The sequence below is a fragment of the Microbacterium sp. Leaf159 genome, from assembly GCF_001423615.1.
GTDB lineage: Bacteria > Actinomycetota > Actinomycetes > Actinomycetales > Microbacteriaceae > Microbacterium.
Genome location: NZ_LMOU01000001.1, coordinates 1,837,979 through 1,863,644, shown reverse-complemented (window position 1 = coordinate 1,863,644; position 25,666 = coordinate 1,837,979). Strand labels below are relative to the sequence as shown.

31 protein-coding genes and 3 tRNA genes are annotated in these 25,666 nt (G+C 68.0%); 21 read left to right on the top strand and 13 right to left on the bottom strand.

Annotated features, from left to right (window positions below):
- Window positions 1-18: 18 nt before the first annotated feature.
- From ASF80_RS08815 to ASF80_RS08795, 5 genes are all read left to right on the top strand, one after another.
- Window positions 19-285: a twin-arginine translocase TatA/TatE family subunit gene (locus tag ASF80_RS08815; protein ID WP_056309935.1), complete on the top strand. Its 267-nt coding sequence runs from the start codon at window positions 19-21 to the stop codon at window positions 283-285.
- 3 nt (window positions 286-288) lie between these two features.
- Window positions 289-1,143 (top strand): twin-arginine translocase subunit TatC, encoded by an 855-nt coding sequence (gene tatC / locus ASF80_RS08810; RefSeq protein WP_321163966.1) that lies wholly within the window; start codon window positions 289-291, stop codon window positions 1,141-1,143.
- A 3-nt stretch (window positions 1,144-1,146) separates the two neighbouring features.
- The gene (locus tag ASF80_RS08805; RefSeq protein ID WP_056309933.1) at window positions 1,147-1,560 is read left to right on the top strand and encodes a twin-arginine translocase TatA/TatE family subunit; all 414 of its coding nucleotides are present in this window, start codon (window positions 1,147-1,149) and stop codon (window positions 1,558-1,560) included.
- A gap of 159 nt (window positions 1,561-1,719) precedes the next feature.
- Window positions 1,720-2,004 (top strand): hypothetical protein, encoded by a 285-nt coding sequence (locus ASF80_RS08800; RefSeq protein WP_157521009.1) that lies wholly within the window; start codon window positions 1,720-1,722, stop codon window positions 2,002-2,004.
- A 148-nt stretch (window positions 2,005-2,152) separates the two neighbouring features.
- The gene (locus tag ASF80_RS08795; protein WP_056311937.1) at window positions 2,153-3,271 is read left to right on the top strand and encodes a fatty acid desaturase family protein; all 1,119 of its coding nucleotides are present in this window, start codon (window positions 2,153-2,155) and stop codon (window positions 3,269-3,271) included.
- Between the two features lie 78 nt (window positions 3,272-3,349).
- Here ASF80_RS08795 and ASF80_RS08790 read toward each other — a convergent pair whose 3' ends face one another.
- The 4 genes from ASF80_RS08790 to ASF80_RS08775 all read right to left on the bottom strand — a co-directional run bounded on the left by ASF80_RS08790 (window position 3,350) and on the right by ASF80_RS08775 (window position 7,297).
- Complete coding sequence (locus tag ASF80_RS08790; RefSeq protein ID WP_056309929.1) at window positions 3,350-4,180, bottom strand: ABC transporter permease; 831 nt, start codon at window positions 4,178-4,180, stop codon at window positions 3,350-3,352.
- Window positions 4,177-5,088, bottom strand: coding sequence for an ABC transporter ATP-binding protein (locus ASF80_RS08785; protein ID WP_056309927.1), 912 nt, complete (start codon window positions 5,086-5,088; stop codon window positions 4,177-4,179). The genes ASF80_RS08790 and ASF80_RS08785 overlap by 4 nt, the downstream gene beginning before the upstream one ends.
- 113 nt (window positions 5,089-5,201) lie before the next feature.
- A complete protein-coding gene (locus ASF80_RS08780; RefSeq protein ID WP_056309925.1) occupies window positions 5,202-6,641 on the bottom strand; it encodes a hypothetical protein in 1,440 nt (479 codons plus the stop codon).
- Between the two features lie 152 nt (window positions 6,642-6,793).
- Complete coding sequence (locus tag ASF80_RS08775; protein WP_056309923.1) at window positions 6,794-7,297, bottom strand: hypothetical protein; 504 nt, start codon at window positions 7,295-7,297, stop codon at window positions 6,794-6,796.
- 72 nt (window positions 7,298-7,369) lie between these two features.
- Here ASF80_RS08775 and ASF80_RS08770 point away from each other — a divergent pair, with 72 nt between their 5' ends.
- A complete protein-coding gene (locus ASF80_RS08770; protein ID WP_056309921.1) occupies window positions 7,370-8,104 on the top strand; it encodes a DUF2071 domain-containing protein in 735 nt (244 codons plus the stop codon).
- Here ASF80_RS08770 and ASF80_RS08765 read toward each other — a convergent pair.
- From ASF80_RS08765 to ASF80_RS08740, 6 genes are all read right to left on the bottom strand, one after another.
- Window positions 8,085-9,005 carry an AEC family transporter gene (locus ASF80_RS08765; protein ID WP_056309919.1) on the bottom strand — a complete coding sequence of 307 codons (921 nt, stop codon included), beginning with the start codon at window positions 9,003-9,005 and terminating at the stop codon, window positions 8,085-8,087. The genes ASF80_RS08770 and ASF80_RS08765 overlap by 20 nt on opposite strands.
- 320 nt (window positions 9,006-9,325) lie before the next feature.
- The gene (locus tag ASF80_RS08760) at window positions 9,326-9,949 is read right to left on the bottom strand and encodes a GntR family transcriptional regulator (protein WP_056309917.1); all 624 of its coding nucleotides are present in this window, start codon (window positions 9,947-9,949) and stop codon (window positions 9,326-9,328) included.
- A gap of 71 nt (window positions 9,950-10,020) precedes the next feature.
- Window positions 10,021-10,329 carry a hypothetical protein gene (locus tag ASF80_RS08755; RefSeq protein ID WP_056309915.1) on the bottom strand — a complete coding sequence of 103 codons (309 nt, stop codon included), beginning with the start codon at window positions 10,327-10,329 and terminating at the stop codon, window positions 10,021-10,023.
- Between the two features lie 112 nt (window positions 10,330-10,441).
- Window positions 10,442-10,514, bottom strand: a tRNA-Phe gene (locus ASF80_RS08750).
- 70 nt (window positions 10,515-10,584) lie between these two features.
- Window positions 10,585-10,658 (bottom strand) — tRNA-Asp (locus tag ASF80_RS08745).
- Between the two features lie 29 nt (window positions 10,659-10,687).
- Window positions 10,688-10,760 (bottom strand) — tRNA-Glu (locus ASF80_RS08740).
- 210 nt (window positions 10,761-10,970) lie between these two features.
- Here ASF80_RS08740 and ASF80_RS08735 point away from each other — a divergent pair.
- Window positions 10,971-12,344 (top strand): peptidoglycan DD-metalloendopeptidase family protein, encoded by a 1,374-nt coding sequence (locus ASF80_RS08735; protein WP_056309913.1) that lies wholly within the window; start codon window positions 10,971-10,973, stop codon window positions 12,342-12,344.
- Window positions 12,345-12,416: 72 nt separating this feature from the next.
- Here ASF80_RS08735 and ASF80_RS08730 read toward each other — a convergent pair whose 3' ends face one another.
- The gene (locus tag ASF80_RS08730) at window positions 12,417-12,908 is read right to left on the bottom strand and encodes an inorganic diphosphatase (RefSeq protein ID WP_056309911.1); all 492 of its coding nucleotides are present in this window, start codon (window positions 12,906-12,908) and stop codon (window positions 12,417-12,419) included.
- A 91-nt stretch (window positions 12,909-12,999) separates the two neighbouring features.
- Window positions 13,000-13,632, bottom strand: coding sequence for a TMEM175 family protein (locus ASF80_RS08725; RefSeq protein WP_056309909.1), 633 nt, complete (start codon window positions 13,630-13,632; stop codon window positions 13,000-13,002).
- Window positions 13,633-13,709: 77 nt separating this feature from the next.
- On the opposite strand from ASF80_RS08725, the gene tilS reads away from it, so the two are divergent.
- The gene (gene tilS, locus ASF80_RS08720) at window positions 13,710-14,696 is read left to right on the top strand and encodes a tRNA lysidine(34) synthetase TilS (RefSeq protein ID WP_056311935.1); all 987 of its coding nucleotides are present in this window, start codon (window positions 13,710-13,712) and stop codon (window positions 14,694-14,696) included.
- Window positions 14,697-14,828: 132 nt separating this feature from the next.
- On the opposite strand, the gene ASF80_RS08715 is transcribed toward tilS, so the two are convergent.
- Entirely contained in the window at window positions 14,829-15,422 is a 594-nt protein-coding gene (locus tag ASF80_RS08715; RefSeq protein WP_056309907.1) for a DUF937 domain-containing protein, read from the bottom strand.
- 117 nt (window positions 15,423-15,539) lie between these two features.
- Here ASF80_RS08715 and ASF80_RS08710 point away from each other — a divergent pair, with 117 nt between their 5' ends.
- From ASF80_RS08710 to ASF80_RS08650, 13 genes are all read left to right on the top strand, one after another.
- Window positions 15,540-15,833 carry a WXG100 family type VII secretion target gene (locus ASF80_RS08710; RefSeq protein ID WP_056309906.1) on the top strand — a complete coding sequence of 98 codons (294 nt, stop codon included), beginning with the start codon at window positions 15,540-15,542 and terminating at the stop codon, window positions 15,831-15,833.
- A complete protein-coding gene (locus tag ASF80_RS08705) occupies window positions 15,830-16,918 on the top strand; it encodes a hypothetical protein (RefSeq protein WP_157521008.1) in 1,089 nt (362 codons plus the stop codon). The genes ASF80_RS08710 and ASF80_RS08705 overlap by 4 nt, the downstream gene beginning before the upstream one ends.
- Window positions 16,915-17,238, top strand: coding sequence for a hypothetical protein (locus ASF80_RS08700; protein ID WP_056309902.1), 324 nt, complete (start codon window positions 16,915-16,917; stop codon window positions 17,236-17,238). Before ASF80_RS08705 ends, ASF80_RS08700 begins: the two co-directional genes overlap by 4 nt.
- Window positions 17,235-17,684, top strand: coding sequence for a hypothetical protein (locus tag ASF80_RS08695; protein ID WP_157521007.1), 450 nt, complete (start codon window positions 17,235-17,237; stop codon window positions 17,682-17,684). Before ASF80_RS08700 ends, ASF80_RS08695 begins: the two co-directional genes overlap by 4 nt.
- Before the next feature lie 80 nt (window positions 17,685-17,764).
- Window positions 17,765-18,316, top strand: a complete 552-nt coding sequence (gene hpt, locus ASF80_RS08690; RefSeq protein WP_056309897.1) for a hypoxanthine phosphoribosyltransferase — start codon at window positions 17,765-17,767, stop codon at window positions 18,314-18,316.
- 113 nt (window positions 18,317-18,429) lie between these two features.
- Entirely contained in the window at window positions 18,430-20,430 is a 2,001-nt protein-coding gene (ftsH, locus tag ASF80_RS08685; protein WP_056309895.1) for an ATP-dependent zinc metalloprotease FtsH, read from the top strand.
- 3 nt (window positions 20,431-20,433) lie between these two features.
- Window positions 20,434-21,036 carry a GTP cyclohydrolase I gene (folE, locus tag ASF80_RS08680; protein ID WP_056309892.1) on the top strand — a complete coding sequence of 201 codons (603 nt, stop codon included), beginning with the start codon at window positions 20,434-20,436 and terminating at the stop codon, window positions 21,034-21,036.
- Window positions 21,033-21,836 carry a dihydropteroate synthase gene (gene folP, locus ASF80_RS08675; RefSeq protein ID WP_056309890.1) on the top strand — a complete coding sequence of 268 codons (804 nt, stop codon included), beginning with the start codon at window positions 21,033-21,035 and terminating at the stop codon, window positions 21,834-21,836. The genes folE and folP overlap by 4 nt, the downstream gene beginning before the upstream one ends.
- Before the next feature lie 4 nt (window positions 21,837-21,840).
- The gene (folB, locus tag ASF80_RS08670) at window positions 21,841-22,233 is read left to right on the top strand and encodes a dihydroneopterin aldolase (RefSeq protein WP_056309888.1); all 393 of its coding nucleotides are present in this window, start codon (window positions 21,841-21,843) and stop codon (window positions 22,231-22,233) included.
- Entirely contained in the window at window positions 22,230-22,766 is a 537-nt protein-coding gene (gene folK / locus ASF80_RS08665; protein ID WP_056309886.1) for a 2-amino-4-hydroxy-6-hydroxymethyldihydropteridine diphosphokinase, read from the top strand. Before folB ends, folK begins: the two co-directional genes overlap by 4 nt.
- Window positions 22,766-23,263, top strand: coding sequence for a DUF3180 domain-containing protein (locus ASF80_RS08660; protein ID WP_056309884.1), 498 nt, complete (start codon window positions 22,766-22,768; stop codon window positions 23,261-23,263). Before folK ends, ASF80_RS08660 begins: the two co-directional genes overlap by 1 nt.
- On the top strand, window positions 23,199-23,795 hold the full coding sequence (locus ASF80_RS08655; RefSeq protein WP_056309883.1) for a PH domain-containing protein: 597 nt from the start codon (window positions 23,199-23,201) through the stop codon (window positions 23,793-23,795). Before ASF80_RS08660 ends, ASF80_RS08655 begins: the two co-directional genes overlap by 65 nt.
- The coding region (locus ASF80_RS08650) for a PH domain-containing protein (protein WP_235559916.1) at window positions 23,792-25,666 on the top strand (1,875 nt) is incomplete at its 3' end. The genes ASF80_RS08655 and ASF80_RS08650, both read left to right, overlap by 4 nt.

Sequence of the window (25,666 nt, the reverse complement as noted above, 5' to 3'; positions counted from 1 at the left end):
CACGAAAGGAGAGAAGACATGCTTCAGAACCTCACAGGGTGGCACGCCCTGATCATCCTCGCGATCGTCGTCCTCATCTTCGGCGCCGCCAAGCTCCCCGCCCTCGCCAAGAGCGTCGGGCAGTCCATGCGCATCCTCAAGTCCGAGGTCGCCGAGCCTGCGGGCGACACCGCGGCCGAACCGCACCCCGTGTCGCGGCCGGTGACCACGCGAGACGCCCGTGCGTACGTGGACGCCGTCGGGGCCGATGACCTCGCCCGACCCGTCGTGCGCACCGCGGAGTAGATCATGACCGCGCTCGCTCCTGACGTGGTCGGGGCCTCGGCCCCGACCACGTCGGTCGGCGCCTCTGCCGGGATGCCGCTGTCGGCGCACCTGAGGGAGGCCCGCACGAGGTCCCTCCGGGCGGTGGCGGCGCTCCTCGTAGGGGTGGTGGTCGGCTACGTCCTCTCCGACCAGGTCATGGAGGTCGTGCGTGCGCCTATCACCGCGCTCGCCGAGTCCCGCGACGCGAGCCTGAACTACGACAGCATCACGGGGGCGTTCGACCTCAAGCTCAAGATCGCCCTCTTCTCGGGCATCGCGCTGTCGAGCCCGATCTGGATGTACGAGCTGTTCGCATTCCTCGCCCCCGGGCTCAACCGGCGCGAGAAGAAGTACACGTTCGGGTTCCTCGCGGCATCCGTCCCTCTCTTCGCCGGCGGATGCGCGGCGGGGTTCCTCCTCTTCCCTCACATGGTCGAACTGCTGGCGGGCTTCGCCTCCACCGAGGACAGCACCCTGCTGCAGGCCTCCTACTACGTCGACTTCATCCTGAAGATCGTGCTCGCGACCGGTGTCGCCTTCGTGCTGCCGGTGTTCCTCGTGATGCTCAATCTGCTCGGCATCCTTCCGGCTCGGGCGATCGCCCGCAGCTGGCGCATCGTCATCGTGGCGATCGTCCTCTTCAGCGCGATCGTGACTCCGGCCGCCGACGTGCTGTCGATGTTCCTGATCGCCGTGCCCATGACCGCGCTGTTCCTCGTGGCGCTGCTCATCGCCTGGCTCCACGATCGGGCTGTGGATCGACGGCTCTCGGCGAGCACCGAGCGAACGACCGCGCGCACGACGGCGTCCACCACGGCAGCCACGACGGAGGGATGACCGATGTTCGGACTCACGATCGAGAAGCTGTTCCTGGTCGCCCTGCTGGCCGCGGTGATCATCGGTCCCCGCCGTCTTCCGGAGTACGCGGGGAGGGTCGGCGCGCTGATCCGGCGGCTCACCGTGCTCGCGGGCGATGCCACCCGTCGCGCCGAGCAGGAGACCGGGGTCGCGACGATCCGACAGGACTGGACGGCCCTCGACCCTCGGCAGTACGACCCTCGGCGCATCATCCGGGAGGCATGGGCCGCGGCCGAGACCGCCGAGGTCGCTGCCCCGCGACCGGAAGCATCCGTCGACGACGCCGGTGCTCCTGCCGGCGCCTGGGTGATCGCCGGATCGTCCGGCCATCCGCGTCGCGTCTGGATGCCCGCGGAAACTGATCCTCGCCCTGTGGATGCCGATCTGCTAAGCTGATGGTGCAGCGTGTGTTCTGGCCCCCCTCTAGGCCACCACGAAGCCACTGATCAGGGCCATCACGGACCAAGCGCATCGATGCGCGCGGCATCCGCCCTCGATCTCATCATCTTGCGGGCCGCGACAGCGCGCGCCCGTCACACAGCAATGAGTATCACCATGAGTACGACCACTTTTCCGCCTTCTGACCCGTTGACCTGGAAACAGGCCGACACCGACGTGCACGTCGCGACCCGAGCCGGCGAGTTCGCCGGATTCGTCGAGTTCGACGGCACCACCCACCTCGCCCGCGACCAGCGGGGCACCGATCTCGGCTCGTTCGAGTCCCTCGACGACGCCCGCGACGCCCTCGAGGGCGCGAACACGCCGGAACGCCGCCCGTCGGCATTCTCGCGGAGGCTGCGTCAGGTGCTGCGGCGCGGCCCGCATCGAGCGCGCGCCTGACCATCGCCTGTGACGTCACACAGAGTCGTCACAGAGTCCGCGACGTATTCCCCACAGCGCATGTGCGGGGGGTTAGGTTGAGGTAAGCGTTCGGCGATCTGCCTTGGGCTTTCCACAGCTCAAGGGCTCCGATCGACGGGAGAGCAACATCTCCATTTCACAGGTCGAAAAGACCGACGCAGTTCTCGGACCGGTACGTCAGACGTATTCGGGCAATGCAGACATCCCCCCGATGACCCACGCCTACAAGCAGGTGTCGCAGGTCATCCGCGAGACCGGCCTGCTGCAGCGCGCCGGCTGGTTCTACATCTTCGTCGCCGCCGGCCTCGCCGTGGCGCTCGGTGGAGTCATCACCGGCTTCATCCTCCTCGGTGACAGCTGGTTCCAGCTGCTGATGGCCGGAGCGCTGGGCATCATCCTCACGCAGGTGGCGTTCCTCGCCCATGAGGCAGCCCACCGCCAGATCCTCTCCTCGGGTCCCGCGAACTTCCGTCTCGCCCGCATCCTGGCCGCCGGTGTCGTCGGCATCAGCTATTCCTGGTGGGACTCGAAGCACACGAAGCACCACGGGAACCCGAACCAGGTCGGCAAGGACCCCGACATCGAGGTCGACACCATCTCGTTCCTCGAGACGGATGCTGCGCAGTCGCGCGGTCTGATCCGCCTGATCACTCGCAAGCAGGGTTGGCTGTTCTTCCCGCTGCTCACCCTCGAGGGCCTGAACCTCCACTACCTCGGCGTCAAGCACCTGGTCACCAGCAAGAAGGCCAAGGGGCGCTGGATCGAGCTCGGCCTCATCGCCCTGCGCTTCGCGATCGTGCTCGTCCCGGTCTTCCTGATGCTGCCGCTCGGTATGGCCTTCGCCTTCATGGGCGTGCAGATGGCCGTCTTCGGCGTCTACATGGGCGCGTCGTTCGCGCCGAACCACAAGGGCATGCCGATCATCGACCCGAGCGCTCGCCTCGACTTCTTCTCGAAGCAGGTGCGCACCTCGCGCAACATCCGCGGCGGATGGTGGGCCACCTGGCTCATGGGCGGACTCAACTACCAGGTCGAGCACCACCTGTTCCCGAACATGCCCCGCCCGCACCTCTCGAAGGCCCGCGAGGTCGTCCGCGACTACTGTGCGGCCAACAACGTGCCGTACACCGAGACCAGCCTCGGCCGGTCGTACGCGATCGTCATCCAGTACCTCAACCGCGTCGGTCTCGCCGCGGGCGCCGATCCGTTCGACTGCCCCGCAGCCGCGCAGTTCGTCCGCGCGTAGAGCTCTGACGGCATCGAAGCCGTCCCACGCATCGAACGGCCCCATCCTCCGGGATGGGGCCGTTCGCGTGCCGGGGAGTCAGTTGCGCCTGATCCAGCGGAACGTCGCACGACTGAGGATGAAACCCGCCACGAGCCATGCGGTGAGGGCGATCGCCACGAGGCCGAGCTCCCACGATCCGCTCGGCTCGGCCGCCGAGAACGACTCGGGCAGGATCGCCGCGCGCATCCCCTGAGCCATCCATTTCAGGGGGAAGACCGCAGCGACGTTCTGCAGCCACTCCGGCAGTGCGGTGAAGGCGATGTAGACGCCGGAGATGAACTGCAGCAGCAGCACGACCGGGATCACCACCGCAGAGGCGGTCTTTCCGGATCGTGGCACGGCCGACAGTGCGATGCCGAGGAGAGTGCACGAGAGCAGCCCGAGCACGAAGACCCAGGCGAAGCGCCCCCAGGCCTCGGCGTCGGAAGGCAGCTCCACCTGATACAGGACGACTGCGACGACCAGGAGGAGCGTGATCTGCAGGATGGCGGTGACGAAGACCTCGCCGATCTTGCCGATGAAGTACGTGGCGGGTGAGATCGGAGTGCTGCCCAGCCTCTTGAGGGTGCCGTCGCTCTTCTCCACTGCGATCTCGATCGACAGTCCCTGCATGCCCGACAGGAAGATGCCTCCCGCCACGAGACCCGGAAGGTAGTAGGTCGCCATGCTGATCTTGTCGGCTCCCTCTCCGATGTCGCCCGTGAAGATCGTCGCGAAGATGAGGTACATCAGCGTCGGGAACAGGAAGGTGAAGAAGACCTGATCGCTGGCGCGGAAGTACTGACGCAGTTCGAACGGGATGCGGCGGACACCGAGGCGGATGGTCCGCGCGAGCCCGAAACCCTGGGTGGCGGTCGTGGCGCTCATGCGGACTCCGTCACATCTGCCCGCAGGTCATCCGGCGTCGGATCGGATTCGGATTCGGATTCGGATCCGTGCTCGCGGATGAGGCCGAGGTAGATGTCCTCCAGCGTGGGGCGCACGACCTCGAGGCTGTCCGGCTCGCCGCCGGCACGCTGAAGCTCGGAGACGACAGCGCCGGGAGTGGTGGTGCGCTGTTCATGGCGCACGCCAGCGGCATCCCTCCATCGCACCATCGGCGTGCGCGCCTCGGGTCCGCCGATCTCATCGATCCGACCGATGGCCACGATCCGACCGTCCGTGATCACCGCAGCTCGATCGCCCAGACGCGCCGCCTCGTCGAGGTAGTGGGTCGTCAGCAGGATGCTGGTGCCCTCCGCCTTCAGGGTGCGGATGAGCTGCCAGAACTGCTGCCGCGCCTCGGGGTCGAAGCCTGTCGTCGGCTCATCGAGGAACAGCAGCTCGGGTCGGCCGATGATCCCGAGAGCGACGTCGAGGCGTCGTTGCTGACCGCCCGACAGCTTGCCCGCTCTCGATCGCTGCTTGTGCTCGAGCCCCACTGCGGCGATCACCTCGTCGACCGAGCGAGGGTCGGGGTAGTACCCGGCGAACTCGGTGAGCAATTCGCGCACGGTGAAGTTCCCGGCCTCGCCGGTGGACTGCAGCACGATTCCGAGTCGAGCCTTCCACGACAGACCGCCGCGCTGGGGATCGACCCCGAGCACACGCACGTCACCGGAGGTGCGGTGCCGATAGCCCTCGAGGATCTCGATGGTCGTCGACTTGCCCGCGCCGTTCGGGCCGAGAAGGGCGAAGGTCTCTCCGCGGCGGATGTCGAAGCTGATGCCGTCGACCGCGACGGCGCCGCCGTACTCTTTGCGGAGGTCCCGCACCTCGATCACGCTGTCTGTCATAGGTACAGCGTGCCCGCTGAAGGGCCGGAGCGATAGCCGGTGGGCGGACAACGGAACGGGGGCGTGGGCGGATATCCGCCCACGCCCCCGTTCCGTCAGTCAGGAGAGGATGCTCAGCGCGAGGCCTTCTCGTCGGACTCGACGACCTCGATCGTGATCTTGCCGTCGATGGTCTCCGCATCGTCGTCGAGGAGCTCGTCGTCCAGCGCCTCGTCGCCGCGGAACTCCGACGCCGGCTCATCGGTCGCATCCGTGTCGTCGGCCTCGGTGTCGTCGATCAGCTCGGCGTCGACGGTGTCGAGGTCGGCGTCCTCCTCGGCGTCCGCTGCGGTCGCGACGGTTCCGAGGGTCGGCGCCTCATCGCTGAAGATGCCGTCGGGGCGGATAAGCTCGCGCACCTCGGCCATGAAGCTGGCGAGCTGCTGCTGCTGCCAGCGCAGCTGCCTGGCCTGGTCCTCGGCATCGCGCAGCACCGTGGAGGTGTGGCTCGTGACGGAGTCGACGATCTTCTGCGACTTCACGCGAGCGCGGTCGAGGGTGTCGCGCGCCCGCACCTGAGCATCCGCTTCGATGGTCTGTGCCTGTGAGCGCATCAGGCGCTCGTAGTCGTCGGCCTTGCCCGAGATGCGCTGTGCGTGATCGAGCGATGCGGCGACCTGCTCGTTCGCGTCGGTGGTGATGCGCTCGGCGTGGGCGACGGCCTGGTTGTGCAGCACCAGGAACTCCTGCTGTGCGTCGTCCTGACGGCGCGTGAGGGTCTCTTCGAACTCGAGCACGCGGGCGTTCATCTCGCGCACCTCGCGCTCGGCGTCCGCGCGCAGCTGTGTGGTCTCGCGTGTGACGAGGGAGCGCAGCGCGGCTGCGCCCTTCTCGGCCTCTGTGCGGATGGCCGTGGCCTCCTGCGTCGCCTGGTGCACCTTCTCGGCTGCGTGCGCAGCCTCGCGCTCAAGCGTGGCCTCGTGTGAGGTGTACTCCGTGTCGATCTTGAGGCGCACCTGATCGGCGTCGTGTTGCGCCTGCGCGATGATGCGCGTGACGTCGGCGTCGGCCTCGGCCCGCCGCGTCGTGACCTCTTCGCGAGCGGCGGCCATCAGGCGGTCGGCCTGCACCGCGGCGTTCTGGATGAGCACGTTCGCCTGCTCCTCGGCGACGCGGAGGATGGCTTCGAACTGCTCGCGGGACGGCGCTTCCTGGCCGTCGGCCCGGGGGGTGTCGACGAGTTCGTTGGTGAGGGTGGCGACCTGCGCCTCGGTCTCGACGGCCTTCGCCTTGGCGGCGAGCAGCTCGGCCTCGAGGTCTTCGCGGGCGATGCGCTCCTCGTCGCGGAGGGCCTCGACGGCATCCTCATGACGCGCCTCTGTCGCGGCGAGGTCGGCCTTCGCCTGCTGCAGCTGGTTGCGCAGCGTGCTGAGAGCCGAGTCGACCTCCGCCTTGTCGTAGCCGCGGAACGAGGCGGTGAAGCCGGACTGCTCGCGCGGGTTCTCGCGGGGAGTCTCTTCGATCAGCTTGTCGAAGAAGTCGGGGGTGCGGTCGTTGTCGGGTGATGCACTCATGGGTCAGCCTTTCCGGCGCAGGTCACAGGGACTGAGAGCTGTGATGAGAAGTGGTGCCGTCGCTGTCCGGCTGCAGGGCTGGTCGGGGCGTCATCGGCAATACCACAGCCTAGTTGCGACGGCTGTGAGATGCACCCGGTCCTGGCAGGGACTTACTCGAGCGACCAGGTGCCGGTGGCATCGTCACGGCGGTGCCGCAGTGCGGGCCCCGCGGTGGTCGCGACGCCGCGGGCGCTCGCCGCGGAGGCGACCCGGGAGCGCAGGTCCGCCCAGAACTCCGTGGTCTGCGGCTTGCCGAGGTACTCCCGGAACCGTTCGATCTGCACGCGAGTGCCGTCCTGGTCCTCGACGAGGCGGATGAGGGAGTCGTCGGATTCGACGAATCGGATGCCGTAGGCGCCGTCCGGAAGCACGGTGAACTTGCGGGGCTGCTGCAGTGCGACGCCGTCGACGATCTCCCGCGCGACGGGTTCTGGCGCGTGAAGCACCACCGTGGAGCCGAGCTCACCGAGGATCTCTTCGAGGCGGGATGCGGTGACGCGCTGCTCGGTGCGCTCTCCGGCTGACCGGCTCGACCGCCGGACCCATCTGGGCAGGAAGATCGCCAGCACGATGACGGCGACGATCAGCACGATGAAGAAGAGCGGGTTGTCCACGCGTCCAACCTACGGGGCGGGTGTCGCGGGCGAACCCTTGGAGGAATTTAGCTACAGTGCTAGATTCGGAACATGTCGATCATCCGCGATGTCCGAGCACAGCTCCGCAGGCGACTCCTCATCAGCTACCGCGTCGACCCGGCGGTCGCCGCAACACTCCTGCCCGACGGCTTCCGTCCGCAGATCGTCGGCGGATCTGCGCTCGCCGGAGTCTGCGTACTGGGGCTGGAATCGATCAGGCCGAGCTGGGTCGATCGCCAGTGGGGCCTTCGCTCCGAGAATGCCGCGCATCGGATCGCCGTCGAGTGGGACGCGCCGGAGGGCGTCGAGCAGGGCGTCTTCATCTTCGAGCGGCACAGTTCGGCGTGGCATCCGGTCCTGTTCGGCGGGCGGATGTTCCCCGGGGTCCATCGCAGAGCGCGATTCCGCATTCGGGAGTCGGGCGACCGCTACGCCCTCACGATGCAGGCGGGGGCGCACAGTCTCGATGCCGACGTCGAGGTGGGCGGCGAGTGGACGAGCGGGGTCTTCGCCTCTGTCGACGAGGCATCGGACTTCTACCGAGCGGGTCGCGTCGGGTGGTCGCTGGGCCACGACGGCCGAACCGTGGAGCCGGTGGCCCTGTCGACGGAGGAATGGAAGATCGAGGGCGCGCAGCTGCATCGCCTCCGGTCATCGTTCTTCGACGCGCTTCCCCAGGGATCCGCGGTCTTCGACAGCGTGGTCGTGATGCGGGATCTCCCGCTGGTGCTGACCGACGCTCGGCGGTCTGCGGATGCCGAGAGGCTCAGCCCAGCAGGAACATGATGAGGATCAGCACCGGGACGCATCCGAGCGTCGTGAGGAACACCGTGTCGCGCGAGATCGTCTCGCCGATGTCGTACCGCTGCGAGTAGTTGAAGACGTTCTGCGCCGTCGGCAGGGCGGCGAGGATGACCACGATCAGCACCTCGGTCGACGACAGCCCGAACGCGAACTCCGCGACGACCCACGCGATCAGAGGCATCGCGATGAGCTTGAGCACTGTCGCGAGGATGATGTCCCGGCGGTGGCCCGGAGCGCCGAGCACCCGCTGGCCGTGCAGGGAGATGCCGTAGCTGATGAGCAGCACCGGCACCGCTGCGTCGGCGATGAGCTGCGCGGGCTCCATGACGATCGGGGGAACCGTGACGCCGAGTACCGAGACGAGGGTCCCGAGCAGCGAGGCGATGATGATCGGGTTCGTCGCCGTGCGCACGAGCGTCTTGCGCAGCGAGACCCTGTCGCTGGTGACCGCGTCGAGGATCGTGAGCGAGATGGGCGTGAACACCAGCAGCTGCATGAGCACGACGGGCGCGGGGTAGGCGGCGCTGCCCAACAGGTAGAGCGACAGCGGGATGCCGATGTTGTTCGAGTTGACCTGGCCGGCGGACAGCGCGCCGATCAGCGTCTCGCCGACGGGGCGCTTCCACCAGAGGCGCGCGACGAGGGTGTAGACCGCGATGATCGACACGGCGGCGATCGCCGAGACCGGCAGCAGCGCCGAGAACAGCATCTTGGCGTCGGCGTGGGCGAGCACCGTGAAGAGCAGGAAAGGGGAGAGCACGAAGAAGATGAGGCGGCCCAGCACGTGCCGGGCGTGCGGGCCGAGCAGGTCGATGCGTCCGAGCACATAGCCGAGGGCGATCGCGACTCCCACGACGGCGAATCCGGTGAGCGTCTCGAGCATGGTTCGAGCGTATCGAGGGTCGGCTCAGGCCGTCGCCACGAGCTGAACACGCGGACATCGAGCGCGTAGCAGGTCGAGCGACTCCGCGTCAACGGTCGGGCCTCGACGAGCGTGAGAACTCCCGTCGCCATACGCTGGGATCACGACGAGCCGCAGTCTGCCGCTCTCCGTCGGTCGAACCAGACGGTGCCCTCGAGTTCTCTCGGTCTTGAGCGCCCACATGGGGGTGGGTACGCTTGCGGACCTTCTCAATCGGCTGCTCCGGTCCTCCCCGTTCGGGCGAGGGAGGGCCGGGACCAAACTCCGTCGAGCCGATCCGGCTACTTGAAGCGGAGCATCCGCTGCACGGCCTTGACACCGGCGTTCGCACTGCGGGCGCGCATCGCCGACTCGAGCTCTTCGAGGGAGTCCCTCGTGTTCACCCGGGGCTCGCCGAGGTAGAGGTCGCGGAAGACCAGGTACCAGAAGTCGCTCAGCATTAGGCGGTAGAGGTCGTTGAGAGCGCGGTCGGTGAGGAACTCGAACAGCTCGACGTGCGCCTCGATCCAGCCCTCGCCGGACTCGACCGACTCGATCGCGTCGTGGATCAGCTCGCAGGCGATGACGAGATCCGTCTCCGACAGCGCGAGCGCAGCCTCGCGGATGATCTCGCCGCCCTGAGACGCGGCGAACTCGCGGGTGATGCGGGAGCGCTCGTCGGTGATGTCGGTGACCATCGAGTAGCGGTTCGCGTGCACTTCCATCAGCCCGGCGCGCGCGAGACGCTGCACGGCCTCGCGCACCGGTGTGCGCGTGACGCCGAGGTCGTCGGCGATCGCCTTGTCGCTCAGCTTCGCCCCTGGCGCATATGTGCCGTCGGCGATGGATGTCGCGAGGCGGCGGAACAGCTCGTCCGGCCCCAGGTTCCGCTGCGCCCCAGGCGCAACGGGAAGTTCAGGTCCCATATCGATATATTACGACGCTTAACAAAGGAAGCGTGCTTTTCATAGGGCTCTCCCACTTACGTGGAGCGCCCTCACGCGCCTGCGGAACGTGCTTCCCGGCGGACGCGACGATTGTGGAGGCTCAGCACGATCATCGCCGCCACGGGGCCGGCGGCGACCACCATCAGGGTCCAGTGCCAGCCCTCGGTGCTCACGAGCACCCCGCCGAGCACGATCAGTCCAGCGGCGATCGCCCGCATCTGGATGGAGCCGTGCGGAATCTCGCGCGGGCGCCCACCGAAGGGGATGCGCACCCCGGCGTTCGCACGCAGGGTCCTGCCGAGTGCCATATGGAACAGCACGATGCCGATGACGGCGGAGGCGATCCCGGCGATGAACATGGCTTCGACGGTATCAGGGGGAGGAGTTCGGGACTCTCCCCGGAAAAAGCGGAAACCCCCGCCATGTAGAAGCTAGGCGAGGGTTCCTAAGGTGACTGTAATGATCACCCTGTGGCTCCGACGGGCGTCGATCCCGTGACCTCACGATTTTCAGTCGTGCGCTCTACCAACTGAGCTACAGAGCCATGCGACCGGCTGAACCTGCCGCATCTAGACGAAAGGCCCTTTTCGGAGAAAAGGGCCCGTCGCTTAGAGCGACCCTGACGGGACTTGAACCCGCGACCTCCGCCGTGACAGGGCGGCACGCTAACCAACTGCGCTACAGGGCCATACTTGTTTTCAATTGTACCGGAAGGAGTGACCCCAACGGGATTCGAACCCGTGCTACCGCCGTGAAAGGGCGGCGTCCTAGGCCGCTAAACGATGGGGCCGAAGTCTGTCCCGGGGGACTTCCTTGCCGACGCTCAAGCATAAGGGAAGATTCGAGCAAAACGCGAATCGAGGGCGAGCCTGCTGTCGCCCGGGCGTGTTCGGGAGGACGATGGAGTCGTATCACTGTGCCCTCCGACGCTGTCCGCCCCTGGTGCGGATGTGAAGGATGTTGTTAGTGTGGCATTTGTGAAACCGGCGGAAGGGGCCGTGTGAACGACAAGCACTCCTCGAAGGATGCTGCCTCGGCGGCATCCGACGATTGCGGCTGCGCGCCCACACCTGCAGAAAGCCGAGCGTTCTGGAAGAACGGCTCGGTCACTCGTCGTAGTGCGCTCACGATGGGCGCGCTCAGCGTCGTCGCGCTCAGCGCCTTCGGTGTCTCCTCCGGGGTGACCGCCGCGTACGCGGCGACGTACCCCAGCTGGGACGACGTGCAGCGCGCCATGGCGAACCAGTCCTCCAAGGCGGCCGAGGTCACCCGCATCGAGGGACTCATCCAGTCGCTCACGCAGCGGGTCGCGGACGCGCAGGCGAAGGCACAGCTCGCCGGTGAGGAGTACAACACGGCGCAGCTGGCGTACTTCGACGCGATCGCCGTCGCCGAGGAGCTGCAGGCCCAGGCCGACGCGCAGGCCGTCGTCGCCGACGACGCGACCAAGAAGGCCGCCCAGCTCGCCGCCCAGCTGTACCGCAACGGCGGCGATGACACCGCCCTCGAACTGTTCTTCGCCGGCTCCGCCGACAACGCCGACGAGCTGCTCTCGCGCCTCGGCTCGATGGACAAGGTCTACCAGTACAACCAGACGGTCCACGACAATGCGGTCGCCGCACGCAACTCCGCGCAGTCGCTGACCGACCAGGCCGTCGTCGCGCGCACCGAGCGCGACCGCCTTCAGCAGATCGCCGAGCAGAAGATGATCGAGGCGCAGGCCGCAGCGGATGCCGCTCAGGTCGCTCTCGACGAGCAGACGGCCAACCTCTCCACGATGCAGGCACAGCTCGCCGCCCTCAAGGACGCCACCGCGACGACCGTCGCGGGCTACCAGGAGGGTGTGCGCGTCGCCGAAGAGCAGCGCAGGCAGCGCGAAGCAGCCGAGGCGGCAGCGGCAGCAGCTGCAGCCGCGAACAACGGCGGCGGAGGCGGCGGTGGAGGCACCGGGGGGTCGCCGGGAACAGGCGGCTGGGTTCGCCCGCACGGCGGCCACCGCAGCGCGGGATACGGCGCGCGCCCCAAGCCCTGCGCGGCCTGCTCCGGGTACCACTACGGGGTCGACCTCGCCAACGGCTGCGGAGCGGCGATCTACGCGGCCAACTCGGGGACGGTCGACTACGCCGGCCCGCGAGGCAACTACGGCAACTACATCCGCATCCAGCACGGCGGTGGGGTCTCGTCGGGCTACGCGCACATCCGGGACGGCGGATTCGCCGTCCGCAACGGCGCGTGGGTGAACTCCGGCCAGGTCATCGCCTATGCCGGCAACACCGGAGCATCCGTCGGCTGCCACCTGCACTTCGAGGTCTACCTCAACGGGGCCTATACGAACCCGATCACCTTCCTCGCCGCGCGAGGCATCTCGGTCTGAGGATCGCGTCTGCGACGAAGAAGACCCCCGGCCGCTGAGCGGAACCGGGGGTCTTCTTCGTGAAGCCTGGGGTCAGTGACCCTGCTCGGCTGCGCGGACGATCGCCTCGTCGAGGATGCGCTGCGCCTCTGCGGCGTCGCCCCACTCGTCGACCTTGACCCACTTGTTGGGCTCGAGGTCCTTGTAGTGCTCGAAGAAGTGCGCGATCTCCTTCTTCGTGTACTCGGCGATGTCGCCGATGTCCTGGATGTGGGCCCAGCGGGGGTCCTTCGACAGGACGGCGACGAGCTTGTCGTCTCCGCCGGCCTCGTCGCTCATCTTGAGCACGGCGACGGGGCGCACCTCGACGACGACGCCCGGGTAGATGGCGTGGTCGAGGAGCACGAGCACGTCGAGCGGGTCGCCGTCCTCTCCGAGGGTGTTGTCGAAGTAGCCGTAGTCGGCGGGGTACCCGAAGGTCGTGTAGAGCACGCGGTCGAGGTGCACTCGTCCGGTCTCGTGGTCGACCTCGTACTTCACGCGGCTGCCGCGCGGGATCTCGATGACGGCGTCGTGTGCGCCCATGCGTGTGCTCCTCAGAAAAGACGGTTGGATGCCGCGCACTAGCCTACCCGCGGGTGGCCGAGCGCCTCGGCCGTGTTCCGCAGCGAGACGGTCAGCCCGCTGTGGGGCGGCGCAGCGCGACGCGGTCCAGCAGCTTCGTCACCACGCCGCTCAGCAGCAGGACGAGCAGTCCCGCATACCCGAAGGGCTGGACGAAGACCGCGATCGCCAGTGCGACGAGGAACAGGATGATGGCGGCGAGATCGCCGATCACTCCCGCCCGCAGCGTCTCGACCGGGGTCGTGGTGAAGTCGGGGTGGCGCAGCAGGAACACCCATCCGGCGAGAGTCGTGACCTGCGTGAGGATCAGGGTGCCGATGTAGACCACCGGTTGCAGCATGTCGGTGTCCATCTGGCCGATCATCGCGGTCGGCACGGGCAGCCAGACGATGGTCGCCATCCACGCGATGTTGATCCACAGCAGCGGACTCGTGATCCACTCCACGTCGCGGTACTGGCGGTGATGCCCCATCCAGAACGTCGCGATGAGGACGAAGCTGAGCCCGAAGCTCAGCAGCTGGCCGGAGTGCTCGTCGAAGAACTCCGCGGTGCTCAGCCTGTTCGACGCGGCGTCCGACACCGACTCCATGAGCGGCAGGATCAGCAGCGTCATCGCGATCGCCACCACCGCGTCGACGAACGCCTTGAACCGCTCGGTCCGGAACCGCACTGTGTGTTCTGTCACGGCGTCAGGTTAGAACCACACGCGTGCTCAGCGCGACCGTCACGCGGCGATCCCTCGTCGTGATCTACCGTGGAGCTGTGCCCTCGCTCTCACCCGCCATCGCCGAGATCCGCCTCGCCGTGCGCACCGCGCTCGCCGACCTCCCTGAGGGGTCGACGGTCATCGTCGCGCTCTCCGGGGGCACCGATTCGCTCGCCCTCGCCGCGGCGACCGCGTTCGAGGCGCCCAAGCTCGGGCTGCGAGTGGGGAGCCTCACGGTCGACCACGGTCTTCAAGGCGACTCGGATGCCGTCGCCTCACGCGCCGCCCAGACGGCGACGGCTCTCGGGGTCGACGCTCTCGTCGTGCGCGTCGAGGTGGGCGAGGAAGGCGGCCCCGAGGCCGCAGCACGCGATGCCCGATACCGGGTGCTGAAGGACGCGGCAGCGGATGCCGGTGCGTCTGCCGTGCTCCTCGGACACACTCTCGATGACCAGGCAGAGACCGTGCTGCTCGGACTCGCCCGTGGATCGGGCGCCGCGAGCCTTCAGGGCATGGCCCCTGTGCGCGAGGACGGCGACGGAGTGCGGTGGGTGCGCCCGCTGCTCGGGGTACGGCGCGAGACTACTCGCGCGTTCTGTGCGGCATCCGATCTCGAGTTCTGGGACGACCCCCACAACTCCGAGGACCGGTTCGCGCGGGTGCGCGTGCGGGAGCGGGTGCTGCCCGTTCTCGAGTCGGAGCTGGGCCCGGGCATCGCGGAGGCCCTCGCCCGCACCGCCGAGCAGCTTCGCGAGGATGCGGAGGCGTTCGACGAGATGATCCACGAGACGATCGAGGACATCGTCGAGCATGCAGAGGCGGGTATCTCCGTGAGTCTCGCCGCCCTCGCCGCCAACCCGGCCGCTCTCCGCAACCGGATCATCCGCCTCGTCGTCGACAGCGAATTCGGTGTGAGCCTGACGAGGGTGCAGACCCTCGAGGTCGCCCGTCTCGCGACGGACTGGTCGGGTCAGGGCCCCATCGATCTGCCTGCGTGCTCCGCGGCCAGGCTCGGCGGACGGATCGTCTTCACCGCGCGCTGAGTCGAAGCATCCGTTTCGTCTCGCTTCGCTCGCTCGACGATCGGGCCAGCGCTCACACGACCGAGACCGAGACCGCGGTCGTGTGAGCGCGGTAGCGGAGCGACCGACACCCGTCGACCGCTCCGCCGTTCGCTACTTCTTGCCGCCGCCGAGCAGGCCGCCGAGCAGGTCGCCGATTCCGCCGCCGCCCGAGGAGTTGCCTCCGCCGAGCAGGCCGCCGAGCAGGTCGCCGATCCCACCGCCGCCCGAGGAGCTGCCTCCGCCGAGCAGGCCACCGATCACATCGCCGATTCCACCGCCGCCGGACTGCGCCTCTGCCGTCTCGGTCTTCGTCGACTTGCCCTTGGTCGCGTTGGCGATCAGGCCCATCACGATCGGGGCGAGGATCGGGAGCAGCTTGCCGAAGTCGATCCCTGCGGTCTCCTTCGACTCGGTGAGCTTCTGCGTGACCTTCTTCTCGTCGGCGCCGAGGATGTGCGAGACGATCTTGCCGCCGTCCGCCTGGTCGATGTCGTCGACCTTCGAGGCGCCGGCCTTGCCCTCGTGGCGCTTGAGCGCGCTCTCGATCGCGGAGGAGCCCTCTGCGGTCGCGGCGTTCTTCGCCAGGCCGCCCAGCAGCACGGCGCCGCCCTGCTCGACAGCCGACTTCGCGACCTCGGGGGAGACTCCGAGCTTCGCGGCGATGTCGTCGATCGGGACCTGCGTGAGGATGTCGTCGAGAGCCATGGAGATTCCTTCCGTCTGGGGCGTCCGCCCGTGTCACCGCCCAGAGTAGTGGGGAACACGGGGCGGCGGTGTAGCCTGTCGTAGCCTTCGCCGAACGGCGGAGCCCCGGGGGGAAGCATGTCGAGGAAACACATCTCGATCACGAGCAGCGCCGTGAACGGAGCCGTGGACAGTATCGTGACCGCACTGCAGGACATTCGGACGTCGCTCGACGATCTCGACGCGGAGATCGACCGCCTCGATGAGGCCTGGAGCGGCGAGGCGAAAGAGGCCTATCGGTACGCCCAGCGCGCGTGGATGGCCGACTTCCGCGATCTCCACGGCATCGCGAACCAGGTGATCGCTGCAGCGTCCACCGCGTCGTCGGAGTTCAGTCGCGTCGAGAGTGCGAATGCGGGGGTGTGGCGATGACCTTCTCCGTCGAACTCGCAGCTCTCGACAAGCTCGCCGACGAGGCGCAGGGACTCGCCGACCTCACCGGGTACGGATCCTACTGCTCCGCCACCACCGCGCTGATGTTCACGAGCTCCTACGTGCAGCTGGGGTACATCCCGCCGGTCAGCATCTACAGTCAGGTCGCGGGGCTCACCGACGAGGTACGGGCGAACTCGCTCAGCGTCTTCGAGCGCATGGGCACGACATTCCTGGCATCCGCGACGGAGGTCCGCGCCACGGCGCAGAACTACGAGGACCTGGACCAGACGGAGCGCGCGCGGCTGGACGCCGCGTATCCGGATGCCGCGTCGGTGGGCGCAGTCAGCCTCCCGCCTCCCGTCTGTGTCGTCTCAGCGGCGCACGCGTTCGACAACATCCCCGCCCCCGCCTCGAGCGACTGGGTCTCGAAGATCCTGTCGGCCAACTGGCTCAGCCCGACCGACATGGTCGCGACGATCATAGACATGCTCTTCGACTGGAACCCGCTCGACGAGGTGTCGAAGCGATTCATCGGCGACTGGTCCTATGTGGAGTCGACCGCCGTGGCCTTCGGCCAGCTCGGCGACTACTGCCGCGCGACGGGCAACAGCGCGATCCAGAGTGCGAGCGCCGCGATGACGGACTGGACGGGTGAGGCGGCCGAGGCCGCCGCCGCCTGGTTCGCGCAGTGGCCGGGAATCGGCGACGACCTCGGCTCGCAGTTCGACACGTTGAAGAACGAGTACACGACGATCTACATCGGCATGTCTGCTCTCGGTGACATCCTCGCCGGTCTGTTCGCGCAGATCATGGACCAGATCCTCTACGTCGCTCTGCTCGCGCTCGCCGGCACCGCGCTCATCGAGACCGTGATCGGGACGGTGATCCTCTGGGCGCTCGCCGCCCTCGAAGCGGCGAAGGTCCCTTCGCTCATCATCGAGGCCTATCAGACCGTGCAGAAGGCGAACGACTACTGGAACGTGCTCGCCGCGGCCGTGTCTGTGATCCAGCTGCAGCTCACGCCGGACAGCATCACCGCCTCGATCCCCGGTGGATACGACAACACACAGGTGGACGCATGACTCAGGATTCACGGGGCTCTGGCCCGCGAGACGCAGAGGACCAGCCCATCTTCGGGTCTTTCGCCGTCGGCTCCGAGCAGGATCGGAAGGCGCGCGAGGCCCTGCGGCAGCTGAGGGAGTCGGCGCAGGACGACTCGATGCGCCGATCGGTGGAATCCGTGCTGAACGGACGGGCGACGATCCAGCAGCTCTTCGACTCGCCCGAGATCAAGGCCCGGATGACGGCGTTGAACGAGCGGGTGCAGGACGAGGTGCGTCAGATGACTCCTGAACAGCGAGCCGAGATGATGAAGCGGTTCCGGCCGGCGGAGGAGCGATGAGGCGGGTGGCGTCGATGCGGCTCGCCACGGTCCTGGCCGCCGGGTTGCTCGTCGCGGTCTCGGCGACCGGATGCGCACCTGCAGCGGAGTCCGATCCGCAGAGCATCTCGATCTCCTACTCGGAGGACGGGGCGACGTCGAACGCGGAGATCGCGGTCGACGGCCTTCGCTGCTCGGAGGCCCAGGGGCTCCGCACATTCATCGGGGGCGGTGACGTCGAGGGGCGCGCGGCGGTGACGATCTCGATCCTCGACGGTCAGGCGACCGTCGCGATCCACCTCGAAGACGACCGCTGGTTCGTGAGCAGCGGCGGCGCCGAGCCGGACGGCGACTCGGTCACGTTCGACGGCTTCGAAGGATCGGTCGTCGAACAGGGCGCCGACCTCGACATCCTCGGCATCGTCGACGAGGCCGCCACGCTCTCGGGCACGCTCACCTGCAGCTGACGCACACCGCCCGGACGGGTGCGTGCACCGGCACGCCGCCCGGTTGTGGTGGTGGCCGTCCGACGACGTAACATCGATCCATGCGCGCCGCGGAAATCCAGGACGACCTTGCCCAGATCCTCGTCACCGAGGAGGAGATCATCGCGAAGCTCGACGAGCTCGCGACTCAGGTCGCCGCCGACTACGAGGGCAAGGAGCTCGTGCTCGTCGGAGTTCTCAAGGGTGCGGTCATGGTCATGGCCGATTTCGCCCGCGCGCTGCCCTTCCACGCGCCGATGGACTGGATGGCCGTCTCGAGCTACGGTGCGAGCACGAAGTCGAGCGGTGTCGTGCAGATCCGCAAGGACCTCGACACCGATCTGAACGGCAAGCACGTGCTGATCGTCGAGGACATCATCGACTCCGGCCTCACCCTCAGCTGGCTGCTCGAGAACTTCGAGTCCCGCGGTGCGGAGTCGATCGAGGTGCTGGCGCTGCTGCGCAAGCCGGAGGCCGCGAAGGTCGTCATCGACTGCAAGTACGTCGGCTTCGACATCCCCACCGACTTCGTCGTGGGCTACGGCCTCGACTACGACGAGCGCTACCGCAACCTCCGCGATGTCGCGGTGCTGGCACCGCACGTCTACAGCTGAGCCCGCTTCGTCTCGTCGCAGACTCCTCGCCCAATGACCTGGGCGGCGTACCGATACGCCGTGGGTGAACGCACAGCGGCCACCTAGGGCACGCGCGATACGCTGATCCGACCATGGATGTCAAGAAGCTCACGCGGAATCCGCTGATCTACGTCGCCCTGATCGGCCTGCTGCTGTTCGGCGGCTTCCTTCTGATCTCGAACCTCGGCGCGCCCAAGCAGATCACGACCCAGGAGGGTCTGAAGCTGCTCGCCGGCGAGTCCGTCACCGAGGTCGTCAACACCGACGGCGACCAGCGGGTCGACATGACTCTGTCGAAGGCGTTCGAGGGCTCCGAGAACGTGCAGTTCTACTACGTCGACGCCCGTGCCGACGAGGTCGTCAAGGCGATCAACGACGCCGACCCGAAGGACGGCTTCAACGACGCCGTTCCGCGCGCGACCTGGTTCGACGGCATCCTCTCCCTTCTTCTTCCCCTCGTGCTGCTCGGCCTGCTGTTCTGGTGGCTGCTGTCGTCGATGCAGGGCGGCGGCGGCAAGGTCATGCAGTTCGGCAAGTCCAAGGCCAAGCTCGTCAACAAGGAGACTCCGACGGTCACCTTCGCCGACGTCGCCGGTGCCGACGAGGCGATCGAGGAGCTCCACGAGATCAAGGAGTTCCTGCAGGATCCGGCCAAGTTCCAGGCGATCGGCGCCCGCATCCCGAAGGGCGTGCTGCTGTACGGCCCTCCCGGAACCGGAAAGACGCTGCTCGCCCGCGCCGTCGCCGGCGAAGCCGGAGCGCCGTTCTACTCGATCTCCGGTTCGGACTTCGTCGAGATGTTCGTCGGCGTCGGTGCATCCCGAGTGCGCGACCTGTTCAACGTGGCCAAGGAGAACTCTCCCGCGATCATCTTCATCGATGAGATCGACGCCGTCGGTCGTCACCGCGGTGCCGGTATGGGCGGCGGAAACGACGAGCGAGAGCAGACGCTCAACCAGATGCTCGTCGAGATGGACGGCTTCGACCCGAACGCGAACGTCATCGTGATCGCGGCGACGAACCGTCCCGACATCCTCGACCCTGCGCTGCTCCGCCCCGGTCGCTTCGACCGCCAGATCGGCGTCGACGCCCCCGACCTGCGCGGTCGCCAGAAGATCCTCGAGGTACACAGCAAGGGCAAGCCGCTGTCGAAGAGCGTCGACCTCGAGGTCGTCGCCCGCAAGACCCCCGGCTTCACGGGAGCCGATCTCGCGAACGTGCTCAACGAGGCCGCCCTGCTGACCGCTCGCTCGAACGCGCAGCTGGTCGACAACCGCGCCCTCGACGAGGCCATCGACCGCGTGATCGCCGGTCCTCAGCGCCGCACCCGCGTCATGAAGGACAAGGAGAAGCTCATCACCGCGTACCACGAGGGTGGGCACGCTCTCGCAGCGGCGGCGATGAACTACACCGACCCCGTGACGAAGATCACGATCCTGCCTCGTGGCAAGGCTCTCGGCTACACGATGGTGCTGCCGCTCGACGACAAGTACTCCGTCACGCGCAACGAGCTGCAGGACCAGCTCACGTACGCCATGGGTGGCCGTGTCGCCGAGGAGATCATCTTCCATGACCCGACCACGGGCGCATCGAACGACATCGAGAAGGCGACGTCGATCGCCCGCAAGATGGTCATCGAATACGGCATGACCACCCAGGTGGGGCCGGTCAAGCTCGGCTCCGAGGGTGGAGACATGTTCGTCGCGCGCGACATGGGTCGCGGCCGCGAGTACTCCGAGAAGGTCGCCGAGCGGGTGGATGCCGAGGTGCGCGCGCTCATCGAGCAGGCCCACAACGAGGCCTACGAGGTCATCAGCGCCAACCGCGACATCCTCGACAGGCTCGCCCTGGCCCTGCTCGAGGAGGAGACCCTCGATCACAACCAGATCGCCGAGATCTTCACCGAGGTGAAGAAGCTCCCCGAGCGTCCGCTCTGGCTCTCCAGCGAGGCCCGTCCGGTGTCGAAGCGACCTCCGATCGAGGTCCCGAAGAAGGACGTCTCGCTCGCCGCATCGGTCGAGGCTCCGTCGGCGGCCACGCGTACGCAGCAGGGATCCGCGAACGCCGGTCAGGCACGACCCGCGACGGCCTGACCCGTGTCCGTCGACCGTGCACGTGTCGAGCGACTGACACGAGAGCTGCTCGAGGCGATCGGGGAGGATCCGGATCGCCCGGGCCTCAAGCAGACTCCCTCGCGCATGGGTGAGCTGTACGCGGAGTTCTTCGCCGGAGTCGGTGAGGATGCCGCGGCACCCCTCGCGCACACGATCAGCGTCGCCCGCGGTCCTGCGCCCGACACGCTGCCGTCCGGCGCGGTGCTGCTGCGAGACATCCGGTTCCGGTCGGTGTGCGAACACCACCTGCTGCCGTTCGCGGGGCGGGCGCACATCGCCTATCTTCCGGGCGAGCAGGTCGTCGGTCTGGGCGCGCTCGTGCGGGTGGTCGAGACCCTCGCCGCTCGGCCGCAGGTGCAGGAGCGACTCGGCGAGCAGATCGCCGACACGATCGCCGAGCACCTCGACACCCGCGGGGTGCTGGTCGTGCTCGACGCGAGCCACGGCTGCGTCACGATGCGCGGCGGACGCCAGCCCGAGGCATCGACCCTGACGATCGCCGCCCGCGGTGAGTACACGGATGCGGTCGCTCGAGCCGAGCTCATCGCGCTGATCGGCGCTTCGACCGGGTCGGCGCACTCATGACCGGAATCTGGGGCATCGTCAACATCACGCCCGACTCGTTCAGCGACGGCGGGCGGTACTTCGACGCCGACCGGGCGGTCGCGCACGGTCTGCAGCTGCGGGCAGACGGTGCCACGGTGCTCGACATCGGCGGTGAATCGACCCGACCGGGCGCCGAGCGCGTGGGAGCGGCGGAGGAGCAGCGGCGTGTGCTGCCGGTGATCGAGCGGCTGGTCGCCGAGGGCGCTCCGGTCAGCATCGACACCCTCAACGCCTCGACCGCCGCCGCAGCGGTGCGAGCGGGGGCGCGGATCGTGAACGATGTGTCGGGCGGTCTGGCCGACCCCGACATGCGCGCGGCGGTCGCCGAATCCGGCGCCGACTACGCGATCGGGCATTGGCGCGACGCTCCCGACGACATGTACGCGAACGCGATCTACCGTCGTACCGCTCGCGAGGTGGCCGGGGAGCTGCAGGAGCGGATGGGCGAAGCCGCGGCATCCGGGATCGCGCCGTCTCGGCTGATCCTCGATCCGGGCATCGGGTTCTCGAAGCAGGGCGGCCAGAATTGGGGCGTCCTGCGTGGACTCGACGAGATCGTGGCCCTCGGGCCGCGGGTGCTCATCGGCACGTCGCGCAAGAGATTCCTCGCGGAGACCATCGGAGTCGACGCCACGGAGGTCTCGGAAGCGCGACGCGATCTCGCGACCGCGGTGACCAGCGCACTCGCCGCGCGAGCGGGTGTGTGGGCCGTGCGGGTGCACGATGTCGGTGCCACCCGCGATGCTCTCGCCATCACCCACGCCTGGGAGGGGAGGTAGGACCATGGATTTCCTGGATGAGATCGTCCTGACAGGACTCACCGTCTTCGGCCGGCACGGCGTCTACGACCATGAGCGCGAGAACGGTCAGGAGTTCACGATCGATCTCCGCCTGATGATGCCGCTGCGTGAGGCCGCGGCATCCGACGACGTCGCCGACACCGTGCACTACGGTGAACTCGCCGAGAAGGTGGCTGCCGTGGTCGGGGGAGAGCCCGTCAACCTCATCGAGACGCTGGCGGAGCGCATCGCCGACGTCACTCTGGCCGATTCCCGCGTGCACGCCGTCACGGTGACGGTGCACAAGCCGCACGCCCCGATCGCCCTGACCTTCGGCGACGTCGCGGTGACGGTGCACCGCGCGCAGAAGCACTCGGCCGTGGAGTTCTCGCGATGAGCCGCAACCTGGCGAACCCGCCGAGCATCCCCGGCCCGCGCCCCGGCAGGGAGGACGCGGTGGCCGTGGTCGCCTTCGGGGCGAACCTCGGCGACCGTGAGCGTACGATCCGCGCAGCGGCCGAGCGCATCGCGCGGCTGCCCCTCGTCAGCGACGTCCGTCTGTCTCCGCTCGTCGAGACGGTCGCATTGCGTCTCGACGGCCCCGACCCCGATGCCCCCGGATACGTCAACGCCGTGGCTCTCGTGACGACGCGCCTCGCACCGTCGATCCTCCTCGGGATGCTGCACGCGATCGAGGACGAGCACGGCAGGGAGCGCCACGAGCGCTGGGGCGACCGGACACTCGACCTCGATCTGATCGCCTACGGCGATGAGGCCTCCGACGACGAGCGCCTGCAGCTGCCGCATCCGCGGGCGTTCGAGCGGCTGTTCGTGCTCGAGCCCTGGCTCGAACTCGATGCCGATGCCGAGCTGCCGGGCCGCGGCCGCGTGGCGGACCTCGTCGCGCGCTTGCATACCTCGGAGCAGTGATGAAGCGCACCTCTGTCGGGCTGCTCGTCGTCCTCGCTCTCCTCGCCGGGGCCGCGGGATACGTGCTCGACCACATGCTCACCGCCATGGGGCGCACGACGTTCACTCCGTCGCTTCTGCTGCCCGTGCTGCTTCTGCTCATCGCCGCCGCGTCGCTCGGCGTCGCCTGGCCGGTGCGTTCGAGCGTGCGCCAGGGCATCCGCATCGACCCGTTCCGCGCGACCCGTGCCGTGACCCTCGCCCGGGCGTCGAGCCTCGTGGGCGCGATCATGGCGGGCTTCGGAGCGGGGCTTCTGGTGTTCCTCCTGTCGAGGCCAGTCGATCCCCCGGTAGGGTCGACTGTGGCGATGCTGGCACTGATCGGAAGCGCGATCGTGCTCGTGGTCGCCGCGCTCATCGCCGAACAGTTCTGCATACTTCCGAAGGATCCTGATGACTCAGAACCCAGAGATCGAGCCGGGGATCCCGGCCCCGCTGAACTCGGCGGAGGTCACTGACCTCGAGTCTCTCGACCAGGGCACGTACTCCGAGCTGCGCACCGCTCGCAGCGAGGCGAGGCTGGAGCTCGACGGAAGCTGGCACCAGATCTCGCCGCGATACGTCGTGTCGCAGATCCTGCAGAACGTGATCTTCGTGGCGTTCGTGCTGGCCGTCGCGCTGGTTCTCGCGCTCGTCCTGCACCAGACGTGGGTGTGGATTCCCGCGGGTGTCGTCGTGCTGATCACGCTGATCACGCTGATCATCCTCCCGCGGCAGGCGAAGGCCATCGGCTACATGCTCCGCGCCGACGACATCGTCTTCCGCAAGGGCATCCTCTGGCAGCGCATGATCGCGGTGCCCTACGGGCGCATGCAGCTCGTCGACATCACTCAGGGGCCGCTCGACCGCGCCTTCGGGGTCACGCAGCTCAAGATGGTGACGGCAGCCGCGACCACCGGTGTGCAGATCCCCGGGCTGACCCAGGCCGCGTCCGAGGCCCTGCGCGACACACTCATCGAAGTGGCCGAGACCCGCCGGACGGGCCTGTGAGCGAGCAGCAGTTCCCGTCGCCACCCGCGGCGAACGTCGAGCCGAGGGCCGAGTCGACGACCCTCGCCGACGGCGAGTGGCATCGGATGCATCCGCTCACCCCGCTGTTCAAGGGCGGGCTGGCGCTCATCATCATCGCCGGTATCGCGATCGCGAACCTGCGCGACCGTCTCATCGCCTGGTTCGTCGACCTCTTCACGCCCGAAGAAGCGCACTACGACGACTACACCGGTGGCGACCCCGTCGACTGGGTGCTCGCCAACAACCTGATCCTCGTGGTGCTGCTCGGTGTGCTGGCGCTGGTCGTCGTGCTGGTGGGGATCTTCTGGTTCATCTGGCGTTTCCAGCAGTTCAGGATCACGGGCGACCACGTCGAGGTGCGCAAGGGCATCATCTTCCGCTCGCATCGCCGCGCGCCGCTGGATCGGGTGCAGGGGGTCAACCTCACGCGTCCGTTCCCCGCGCGCATTATCGGCCTCGCGAAGCTCGAGGTGGTGGGTGCCGGCACCGACTCGAACGTCGAGCTCGAGTACCTCGCCACGCCTCGCGCCGAGTCCGTGCGCTCCGACATCCTCCGCCTCGCGTCCGGCGCTCGCGCCGCGCGGCAGACGGCAGCGGATGCGGCAGCCGGAGTGCGCCCGGCGAATCCTGCCGGAGCCGTTCCCGGTGCTCCCGGGTCTGCCAGGGCGCAGCTCGTCGGATCCGTGAACGACGGCGTCAACGGTCTGATCGGCGGCGTCGACCTCGCCGATGTCGAACCCGAGAGCGTGGTCAAGATCCCGGCCGGGCGTCTGATCGGATCGCAGCTGATCTCGAGCGTGCTCTGGGTCGTCTTCTTCGGCGTGATCTTCGGCGTCGCGGTCGGCGGCGTCGCGATCGGATCACTGATCGACGGCGACCCGATCGGAGGCTTCCTCGGCCTCGGGATCACACTCGGCATCGGAATCCCGATGGTCATCGCCGTCGTCGGCATCACCTGGGCGCAGATCTCGAAGTCCCTGCGATATTCGATCGCGCCGACTCCGGACGGCGTGCGGATCACCTACGGGCTGCTGACCACCGTCACCGAGACGCTGCCTCCGGGGCGCATCTTCGCCGTGGAGGTCACGCAGTCGCTGCTGTGGCGTCCGTTCGGCTGGTGGACCATCAAGATCAACCGTATGAGCGGCAAGAGTGCGGCACAGCAGTCCTCGGGCTCGGCGCAGCAATTCAACGTCGTGCTGCCGGTGGGCAAGCGCGCCGACGTCGAACGCGTGCTCGCGCTGATCCTGCCGGACGCGCCCGTCGCCGACATCCCGCTCGTCTGGGAGCACGGCATCCTCGGTCCTGTCGAGGGCGATCCGTACCGCACGATGCCTCGTCGGGCGTGGTGGCGGAGGCCCCTGTCGTGGAAGAGGCACGGCTACGCCCTCACCGAGTTCGGCCTGCTGCTGCGCAGAGGAACGGTCTGGCGCAAGCTCGCCGTCTTCCCGCTCGCCCGGCTGCAGGGCGTCTCGCTCTCCCAGGGGCCGATCGACCGCGCTCAGCGAGTCTCAGGCGCCCAGGTGCACTCGGTGCAGGGACTGATCACCGGCTACCTGTCAGGGCTCGAGCGGGATGACGCGCTCTTCCTCCTCGACGGTGTGAGCTCGGCCGCGGTCGCCGCCGCAGCACGGGACCACACGCACCGCTGGGGCGAGTATGTGACGGATGCCGAGGGCGCGCAGGTTCCCGGCGGATATCCCGGAGCAGGCGCCGAGGCCGCGCCCGGTGGTCTCGGCGCTGCTCCGATGCCGCCCGTGGGCGCACCCTCGACGGTGACACCGCCCCCGCCGTATGTGGGCCCGAGTGCGGCGCATGTTCCTCCGGGTGCGCCTCCTGCCGCCCCGCCT

Coding starts and splice junctions, on each gene's coding strand:
- ASF80_RS08815 (WP_056309935.1), top strand. CDS start 19: ATGCTTCAGAACCTCACAGGGTGGCACGCCCTGATCATCCTCGCGATC.
- tatC (WP_321163966.1), top strand. CDS start 289: ATGACCGCGCTCGCTCCTGACGTGGTCGGGGCCTCGGCCCCGACCACG.
- ASF80_RS08805 (WP_056309933.1), top strand. CDS start 1,147: ATGTTCGGACTCACGATCGAGAAGCTGTTCCTGGTCGCCCTGCTGGCC.
- ASF80_RS08800 (WP_157521009.1), top strand. CDS start 1,720: ATGAGTACGACCACTTTTCCGCCTTCTGACCCGTTGACCTGGAAACAG.
- ASF80_RS08790 (WP_056309929.1), bottom strand. CDS start 4,180: ATGAGCGCCACGACCGCCACCCAGGGTTTCGGGCTCGCGCGGACCATC.
- ASF80_RS08785 (WP_056309927.1), bottom strand. CDS start 5,088: ATGACAGACAGCGTGATCGAGGTGCGGGACCTCCGCAAAGAGTACGGC.
- ASF80_RS08780 (WP_056309925.1), bottom strand. CDS start 6,641: ATGAGTGCATCACCCGACAACGACCGCACCCCCGACTTCTTCGACAAG.
- ASF80_RS08770 (WP_056309921.1), top strand. CDS start 7,370: ATGTCGATCATCCGCGATGTCCGAGCACAGCTCCGCAGGCGACTCCTC.
- ASF80_RS08765 (WP_056309919.1), bottom strand. CDS start 9,005: ATGCTCGAGACGCTCACCGGATTCGCCGTCGTGGGAGTCGCGATCGCC.
- ASF80_RS08760 (WP_056309917.1), bottom strand. CDS start 9,949: ATGGGACCTGAACTTCCCGTTGCGCCTGGGGCGCAGCGGAACCTGGGG.
- ASF80_RS08755 (WP_056309915.1), bottom strand. CDS start 10,329: ATGTTCATCGCCGGGATCGCCTCCGCCGTCATCGGCATCGTGCTGTTC.
- ASF80_RS08730 (WP_056309911.1), bottom strand. CDS start 12,908: ATGGGCGCACACGACGCCGTCATCGAGATCCCGCGCGGCAGCCGCGTG.
- ASF80_RS08715 (WP_056309907.1), bottom strand. CDS start 15,422: ATGGCTCTCGACGACATCCTCACGCAGGTCCCGATCGACGACATCGCC.
- ASF80_RS08710 (WP_056309906.1), top strand. CDS start 15,540: ATGTCGAGGAAACACATCTCGATCACGAGCAGCGCCGTGAACGGAGCC.
- ASF80_RS08705 (WP_157521008.1), top strand. CDS start 15,830: ATGACCTTCTCCGTCGAACTCGCAGCTCTCGACAAGCTCGCCGACGAG.
- ASF80_RS08700 (WP_056309902.1), top strand. CDS start 16,915: ATGACTCAGGATTCACGGGGCTCTGGCCCGCGAGACGCAGAGGACCAG.
- ASF80_RS08695 (WP_157521007.1), top strand. CDS start 17,235: ATGAGGCGGGTGGCGTCGATGCGGCTCGCCACGGTCCTGGCCGCCGGG.
- hpt (WP_056309897.1), top strand. CDS start 17,765: ATGCGCGCCGCGGAAATCCAGGACGACCTTGCCCAGATCCTCGTCACC.
- ftsH (WP_056309895.1), top strand. CDS start 18,430: ATGGATGTCAAGAAGCTCACGCGGAATCCGCTGATCTACGTCGCCCTG.
- folP (WP_056309890.1), top strand. CDS start 21,033: ATGACCGGAATCTGGGGCATCGTCAACATCACGCCCGACTCGTTCAGC.
- folB (WP_056309888.1), top strand. CDS start 21,841: ATGGATTTCCTGGATGAGATCGTCCTGACAGGACTCACCGTCTTCGGC.
- folK (WP_056309886.1), top strand. CDS start 22,230: ATGAGCCGCAACCTGGCGAACCCGCCGAGCATCCCCGGCCCGCGCCCC.
- ASF80_RS08660 (WP_056309884.1), top strand. CDS start 22,766: ATGAAGCGCACCTCTGTCGGGCTGCTCGTCGTCCTCGCTCTCCTCGCC.
- ASF80_RS08655 (WP_056309883.1), top strand. CDS start 23,199: ATGACTCAGAACCCAGAGATCGAGCCGGGGATCCCGGCCCCGCTGAAC.